The organism is Pedobacter sp. HMWF019, assembly GCF_003061025.1.
Taxonomy (GTDB): domain Bacteria; phylum Bacteroidota; class Bacteroidia; order Sphingobacteriales; family Sphingobacteriaceae; genus Pedobacter.
The window spans coordinates 1-7,058 of sequence record NZ_QAIL01000525.1 but is presented as its reverse complement, the minus strand read 5'-3'; the positions used below and the strand labels follow the sequence as shown (position 1 = coordinate 7,058).

6 protein-coding genes and 1 pseudogene are annotated in these 7,058 nt (G+C 39.7%); 4 read left to right on the top strand and 3 right to left on the bottom strand.

Going from position 1 to position 7,058, the window contains the following annotated elements:
* Nucleotides 1-306 precede the first annotated feature (306 nt).
* The 3 genes and pseudogenes from DBR11_RS26255 to DBR11_RS30395 all read left to right on the top strand — a co-directional run bounded on the left by DBR11_RS26255 (nucleotide 307) and on the right by DBR11_RS30395 (nucleotide 2,574).
* Nucleotides 307-951, top strand: coding sequence for a DUF6266 family protein (locus DBR11_RS26255; protein WP_108555529.1), 645 nt, complete (start codon nucleotides 307-309; stop codon nucleotides 949-951).
* Complete coding sequence (locus DBR11_RS26250) at nucleotides 948-1,598, top strand: hypothetical protein (protein WP_108555528.1); 651 nt, start codon at nucleotides 948-950, stop codon at nucleotides 1,596-1,598. The genes DBR11_RS26255 and DBR11_RS26250 overlap by 4 nt, the downstream gene beginning before the upstream one ends.
* Before the next feature lie 433 nt (nucleotides 1,599-2,031).
* A pseudogene (locus tag DBR11_RS30395) lies at nucleotides 2,032-2,574 on the top strand (DUF6266 family protein).
* A 228-nt stretch (nucleotides 2,575-2,802) separates the two neighbouring features.
* Here the strand turns inward: DBR11_RS30395 and DBR11_RS26230 are convergent.
* Nucleotides 2,803-3,438 carry a hypothetical protein gene (locus DBR11_RS26230; RefSeq protein ID WP_108555524.1) on the bottom strand — a complete coding sequence of 212 codons (636 nt, stop codon included), beginning with the start codon at nucleotides 3,436-3,438 and terminating at the stop codon, nucleotides 2,803-2,805.
* Between the two features lie 156 nt (nucleotides 3,439-3,594).
* On the opposite strand from DBR11_RS26230, the gene DBR11_RS26225 reads away from it, so the two are divergent.
* Nucleotides 3,595-4,788: a GAF domain-containing sensor histidine kinase gene (locus DBR11_RS26225; protein WP_108555523.1), complete on the top strand. Its 1,194-nt coding sequence runs from the start codon at nucleotides 3,595-3,597 to the stop codon at nucleotides 4,786-4,788.
* A 62-nt stretch (nucleotides 4,789-4,850) separates the two neighbouring features.
* Here the strand turns inward: DBR11_RS26225 and DBR11_RS26220 are convergent, their stop codons facing one another.
* Both DBR11_RS26220 and DBR11_RS26215 read right to left on the bottom strand, forming a co-directional pair.
* On the bottom strand, nucleotides 4,851-5,924 hold the full coding sequence (locus DBR11_RS26220; RefSeq protein ID WP_108555522.1) for an acyltransferase: 1,074 nt from the start codon (nucleotides 5,922-5,924) through the stop codon (nucleotides 4,851-4,853).
* Nucleotides 5,925-5,934: 10 nt separating this feature from the next.
* Entirely contained in the window at nucleotides 5,935-6,945 is a 1,011-nt protein-coding gene (locus DBR11_RS26215; protein ID WP_108555521.1) for an acyltransferase, read from the bottom strand.
* Between the last annotated feature and the right edge of the window lie 113 nt (nucleotides 6,946-7,058).

Genomic DNA, 7,058 nt, shown 5'->3' with positions numbered 1-7,058 from the left:
GTATAGATTCGGTTATGCAATTGAGCTGGTGGGCTTAATTGAAATCTAAAACCGGAAAAACATGGAATCACAACATTCAATATCATTTGCGGGAGTTCTGCGCAAAAGCGGGCCTTAGGTTTGGCTTATAAGTAATTCGGTTCTTGTACTGCTCTTGTTCGACTATGCTTCGTCTGGGGTAGCGAAAAATATAAACAAGAGCAGCAGAGGAGTGAAACAATAGCAACATGTCTTGTATATGAGTTGTTCGCTGCAAGAATGATTCGGTTAAAGATCAAAAATTAAACATTTTAAAACAGAATTATCATGGCCAAATTATCTAAAGGAATTTTTGGACCGGTTTCAGGAAGGATCGGTTCTGTGGTTGGGGCAACCTGGAAAAGTATTGCTTATCTGCGCTCTATGCCCAGGAAGAAAAAGCAAAAAACAGTAAGGACACCTGCACAAATTGCCAATCAAATGAAATTTAAGTTTGTAACCGAATGGCTGGTGCCTTTTTACCCCTATGTTTCTAATGGGTTTAGACATCTGGCTCAAGAAAGAACGGAAATCAATGCGGCGTTCTCCTTAAATTATAAGCAAGCTGTAAAAGGTAAATATCCAGATGTGAGTATCAGTTATCCTGATGTGGTGCTCAGCAAAGGGAGTTTACCTGGTTTAATGGGAGCAGAGGTTTCAAGAAATGAACCTGACGTGATTCTATTGACCTGGGAGAAAAATGAGGAACTTTACCAAGTTTCTTTTAACGATCAGCTGATGCTGGTTCTGTACAGTCCGGAACTTAAGATAGCGGATGGTTTTATAGGAGGGGTTAAAAGGGCGAGTCAAAAATGCACTTTCAAAATGAATCCGAAGTTGACGAATAAAGCGCTTGAGGTATATGTGAGTACTTATACTTTGAATGGGAAAATGGTTTCAGATAGTATTTATTTAGGGAGGATAGAGCCATGAACGCAGAAATGAATACTTTAAGGACCTTGATTTTGCAGCAAATGGATCCGGCTTATTTTAATTTGGATGAGCAGCAAGTGCTTTATTGGATAGCGGAGCTGCCTGTAATTAAAGAGAAAATCTTTAAGTCTATGCAGGAGGAGATGTTGGGGGCTACTCCAAATAGTTTGGTGGAACGGCATTTGAAGCAGATCCAGTATGATTGTGGCTTTTTAACTGATGCTTTGTTTAAGTATCAGAAGGTACCGGTTTCTTGTATGGAATTGTATGCTGCTGCCGGGGATTGCCTGGAGCAATTGCTGGAGCATATTGAGCTGCGATATGTGGGTTTCTTTAACTGGGCAAAAGAGACTACTGCCTCTTTGCCTAAAGTAGAAAGTAATCCCAGGATCCGGGTGTTGTTTTCCGTTGATGCATTGGCTTATTTCTTTAAGCTAATGAATAAGGCAGGAGGTTTGGATGCAGGGCCTGTTACGCAATTGATTTTGGCGATTTCAAAGAACTTCATTACACCGGGAATAGGAGATGGGTATATCTCACCGAACAGTTTAACCACGAAGTATAAGCAGGTGGTGCAGAATACGGCCATTCGGGTTCGGGTTTTGCTGGTAAGGATGTTGAAATTGTTGGATGAGGAATTTAATTAGGGGTGAAAATATGTTTTACTGATCGCGCTGAACCTTTTAGGTTCTGAGGCTTGATCAGTAAAACATATTTTCTTGGGTGCAGACCGGGAGGGTGCAGTTTTTTTGTTAGGTCAACCCCTTCCCGTCGCCTCAACCGCTCCCGTCATGTCGACCGCAGGGAGAGATCTGTAAGCGTATTAAATAGATCCCTCGTCGCTGCGCTTCCCTCGGGATGATGGGGAGGTACATCGGGATGACGGGAGTTGGGGGGAGGAATTTTTTGAATAAAATTTTATTGCGCTTCAATATATATGAAGCTCCTTTTTACCCCATTTTACCTCTAACGTACCGTACCCCCCGCGACTGCCACAGGTCTTTTAATTTACTTCTCTTTGTATGGTCATGACGAATTAACAGAATTTTTAATCATTTAAATTTTTAAAATCATGGGACTATTAAGACAAGGAATTCTTGGTGGATTTCGCAAAAAACGGGAAGTGTTGTTGGAGCCTATTGGAGAACACTTGATGTGATCAGGGGCTTACCGAGAAGCAGTGGTAAAGCGCCTACTCAGGCTCAAAAAGATCAGCAGCTGAAATTTGGTTTAACGACTGGCTTTCTGAGCTGGATAAGTGATCTGGTGTTTACAGGTTACAAGTCGATGAGTAAAATCGCTACGCCGATGAACGTGGCGGTATCGTACAACATTAGCGCTGCGATTACGGGTGTTTAGCCCAACTTTACTTTGGATTATTCGAAGATCAGGTTCAGCAATGGAAAATTGGCTTTACCTGACGGATTGGTTGTTGAGTCTCTTGCTGCGGCCAAGCTGAAGTTTTCCTGGTTGCATGCAGATCCGGATGATAAGTTGCTGGATGCGACAGATATGGCCACCATATTGGTGTACAATTCGGTTAAAGCCAAATTTGTCAAAGTGGTGAATGTGGTGCCAAGATCTGCTGGTACATATACGGTTAAATTCGTTTTATACCTTTAACAAGTCTCTTCTATCGGTAAACTTCATAATCTTCCTTTTTTATCGGGCATCCTTTTGGTCGTTTCCCATAAATTTCTATATAAGCACTTACCACTGGAGTGGGATGGTAACTAACGAAATCGCCAAATATTTCATCAAAGCCTCTTTTCTCATAAGACGTTTCAAGTTTAGGATATTCCAATGGATCAAGGCCTTGCATCTCTAACCTAAGTGAGTATTCGATTTGGTCTAGATATTTTTCTTCTTCGCTACGGTTGTCTTTATAAGGAGGGTGTTTTTCCATATTTGGAGAGAGTCTTTAATCCTATTAGTATTATATTTCCAATCCAGGTTCTGTGATTTTAATACTGAAAACACATGGATATAAGCGGACTCTAAATCATACGGTAAATTGTTTGTCGACAAGGGATGTTTAAATTCATAGGGTTCCGGAAAATCCTCAAAGAGTTGATATTCATCTAAAATCCATTGGGTAATTGCCCTAACAGTACTCTGCGTGTGAAAAAGAAATTTGCGTTTGTCGGTGCTAAAAATACTCCCTTCTTGGTTAATTTCCGTAAGTGCCCCGAATAATATATTCAGACTGAAAGCAGAGGGCAAGTTAAGAATAGCTAAAAATCTTTTTTGAAAATCTTCAAAAGAGATTAATGTAGAAATATTTTGTTTTGGAAATGATTTTCTCCAGCCCAAAAAATAAGCATAGTATTTTCCGATAAAAGTACCTTCGAAAAAATAATTGTAATGAGTTTCGTCGAAACCATTTGGAGCTAACCTTGAAAGTAGGTCTGATGAGGAGGTGAGTATCTCTAAAAGCACGTTTTTGGTGTTTTTGTAGCTAGGAGAATTTAATTTATTGCTGATCATAAGTTTAGTTCGATTTCTGTTCCAGAATAATTAGAATACTTCTTAATGTTTTGTCCTGGATTTAATATACAACTCATAAAACTAATCTGAGATTATGTGGTTTTCGTATGTATCGAAATTTGTTTAATGATTAGATCAAAAGGCTAGACTGATAATATGGACACAAATTATTTTCCGGTACCAAAAAATGAATTTGAACGATTAAAAACCTTATCCAGCTTGAATTTAGATTATACCCAACTTCAGCAGTCTTTTCAAGACTTAACCTACCTGGCTGCAAAAATTGCTGGAACAAAAATTTCACTGATCAATCTGATTGATACTTATACGCAATGGACAATTGGCGCACACGGTATTGAAATGGAACAAAAACCCCGGGAAGATTCCATTTGTCAATATACGATCACTAAAGACAGACCAATACAAATCCGCAATCTTTCAGCAGATAAACGTTTCAAAAACCAGTCTTACACAAAAAATCCTTTAAATCTGCGCTATTATCTGGGTTTGCCGCTCCAAATAGGAAAAGGAATAAACATTGGCACTCTATGTCTGCTGGATAAAATCCCCCATCAGATGGACAGAGAACAGCTCCGCCAACTCAAAATCATTGCCCAGGAGATTGTGCACAGACTAAAGTTATACAGTGCAATTGATACGCTTCAAACCCAGCTCAACGATTGCAGGCAATCCAAAAAGAAAGTAGCCCACGACATCCGAAGCCCGCTTTCAGGCATCATGGGGCTCGCCCAGATCCTGGAACAACAAAATACCAATCCAGATGAATCCCTGCAATATATCCAGATGATTCTTCACAGCAGCAGAACATTAATGGAACTTTCTGATGAAATGCTAAGAAGCCATAGAAAATCCATCCCCGACAACAATTTTAACCTTACCACACTCAAAGAGCAACTCTTAAAACTCTACGCACCACAAACCCTTGGAAAAGGGATCGCACTGGAAATCATAGTCCTGCAAGGAAACAAATATGGTTTGCAACATAAAAGCAAGCTCCTGCAAATCGTGGGAAATCTGCTCTCCAATTCCATTAAATTCACCCCAGTTGGAGGGAATATAGATGTTATTCTTGATCTGCAGCATACCCTGGGAAGCCAAATCTTAAAAATTACGGTCTCAGATTCTGGAATCGGCATGAGCAAAGAACAACTGGAGCTGTTTTCCAATTCCTCGCTCACTTCTACAAGAGGTACCCAAGACGAATACGGCTTTGGTTTTGGCCTTCCCCTGGTTTGCCAACTCGTTTCAGAACTGAAAGGACATTTGCAAGTGCATTCTCAAATTGGGCAGGGAAGTAGTTTTACCGTGATCCTGCCGCAGGAAGATTAGAAGAGGTACTGAAAGAATCAAGTGCCCTCTCCGGTCTGCAACCTAAATTTAAACCCTCGTCTCTAGATAGACTTTTTCTTCAATTTCAACACCGGCTTTTCAATAAAATAATGTGAACCCAACCCTACAACTACTGCAATAATGATATTCTGGGGAAACTTATTTACCCAGAAATCATTTTTAGTGGTTAAAAACAATTGCTGCCATACGTACAAGGAATAAGAAGCCACGCCTAATTGTGCAATAATCCTTGTATTAAAGAACCTGGAAACAGAGGAAGTAACATACATACTCCAGTACAATAAGATCATAATACTTAAATTATTCATGCTAAAACCTAGGGTGAGATTATAAGCTGCCTTGAACCGAAGGGTGAGCAGTGGCGACAGCACGAATAAAAAGATGGCTACGGTGGCTATACTCCAATTGTTCTGAAAATATTTCAGGTAACGCGCTCTGAAACCCGGGGCTTCTTCTACCAGCGCCGCAAGGCAACCAATCAGAATGGCGTCTCCTCCAGTATGCAACATATCCCCGACGTAAGGTTTGCTTGCTGGAAAACAGAGAAAAGTAAGCACCCGGAGTAAAGGCATAATCAGCACAATCACCACTACAATCTTAATTAACGTTGTTCTTTTAAAACGCACAAAGGTAACCGGCCAGAGCAGATAGAATTGTTCTTCCATTGATAAAGACCAGAAATGGCCCAGGAACCAGTTCCCTTTATCTTCCGGATAAGGGCTAAGAAAAAAATGTTTGTAATTCCATAAATAGAAGACTGCCACCAGAATAAGTGAATAATGAGTGAAAATATCTGGCACGAGCGTCCATTTCAAGATCAGTAAAGTAAATATGTAAAGAAAAAAGGTTGGAAAGATCCTGAACATCCTTCTCTTATAAAAATCTTTCAAATCTACCTTTCCTGTCTTCTCTCTTTCTAAAAGCAACAATTTAGTAATCAGGTAACCACTCATCACAAAGAACATTTTTACGCCCAACTGCCCCGTGTTGATGATGAAATAGGTAGCCATTTGATAGTGATGCTCAAATCCGGGTATGGTTTCTAATGCATGGGCAATAATGACCATGATAATGAACGTTCCTCTAACCCCATCTAAACTTTGTATTCTTTTCATAGAGGTTTAATTATAGGCTTTGAACAGGAAGCGCAACAACAGCAGGGTGTACAGCTGCATATTTAATTTTATGGGAAAGTTTTATACATGGCCTTTCAATTAAACGCCAGAACATCCATGCAAAGACATAAGACAGGAGAAATGCACCTGCAAACAGCCACCATGCATAAGCTCCATGGCTTGCCCTCATCATCAGGTTCATGAATTTAATCCCAATTGGAAAATGAATTAAATACAGGGAGTAAGAAATTTCTCCCGGATGTTCCAAAACAGAATGAAAACTCTTGTTTACATACAAAATGACTGATATGGTAAACAATGCGGCTATAGCAGCACCTTGTTGGTAAAACAGAAAACAGAATGCCAATAGAAAAACCAGTAAAGCTTGCTCCAGCCAAGGTTTTGAAGGCTTGTTGTAAATAAGAAAACCAACAGTGCCAATCAGGAAAAACACCATAAAATTAAAGAGCCCGCAATAATTAACCAGACTGGTCTGACTGAGAACGGCCAGCAGCGGAATACCAAGGGCAATGGCAACAAAGGGAAATTTTTTAATCAAAATAAAGTACAGGCCAATAAACAGATAATATTCGGCTTCGATCTGTAAAGACCAAAAAACCGGATTGTCGGCAGGCGCATGTAAATAAAATAGACTCCGGAGTATACTGTTTAGATTTTCCGGATTGGGTAAATGTCTTGACCTGTAAGAAACTTCTGCGATAAATAAAGTCAAGGCCAGGGCTGCAAGATAGGGAGGGTGCAGACGTAAAAAACGCTTATACAAAAACCTCGGATAATCACCAAAGGCGTATCTGCTCTTCTCTAAACTGTATGGAATCACAAAGCCAGATATAACAAAGAAAACATGTAAGCCATATTTTCCATTATCTTCTATCCATTTAAAAACTCCGGAAAAATAAATCCCATTTTCTGCGGGTTTACTAAAATGACAAAAACATACCGCAATTACGGCGATTCCCCGCAAAGCGGCCAGACTTGTGATTTTATTTTTATTCAGCATCAATTTTTTGCGTTAATATTCTTAAAAAATGCAGTTAGGCTTCTTATCCTAACGAAATTAAGCGATGCTGCAGGGCTTTTTTTTATTCACTTTGTTCATTATCAGTGTATAGC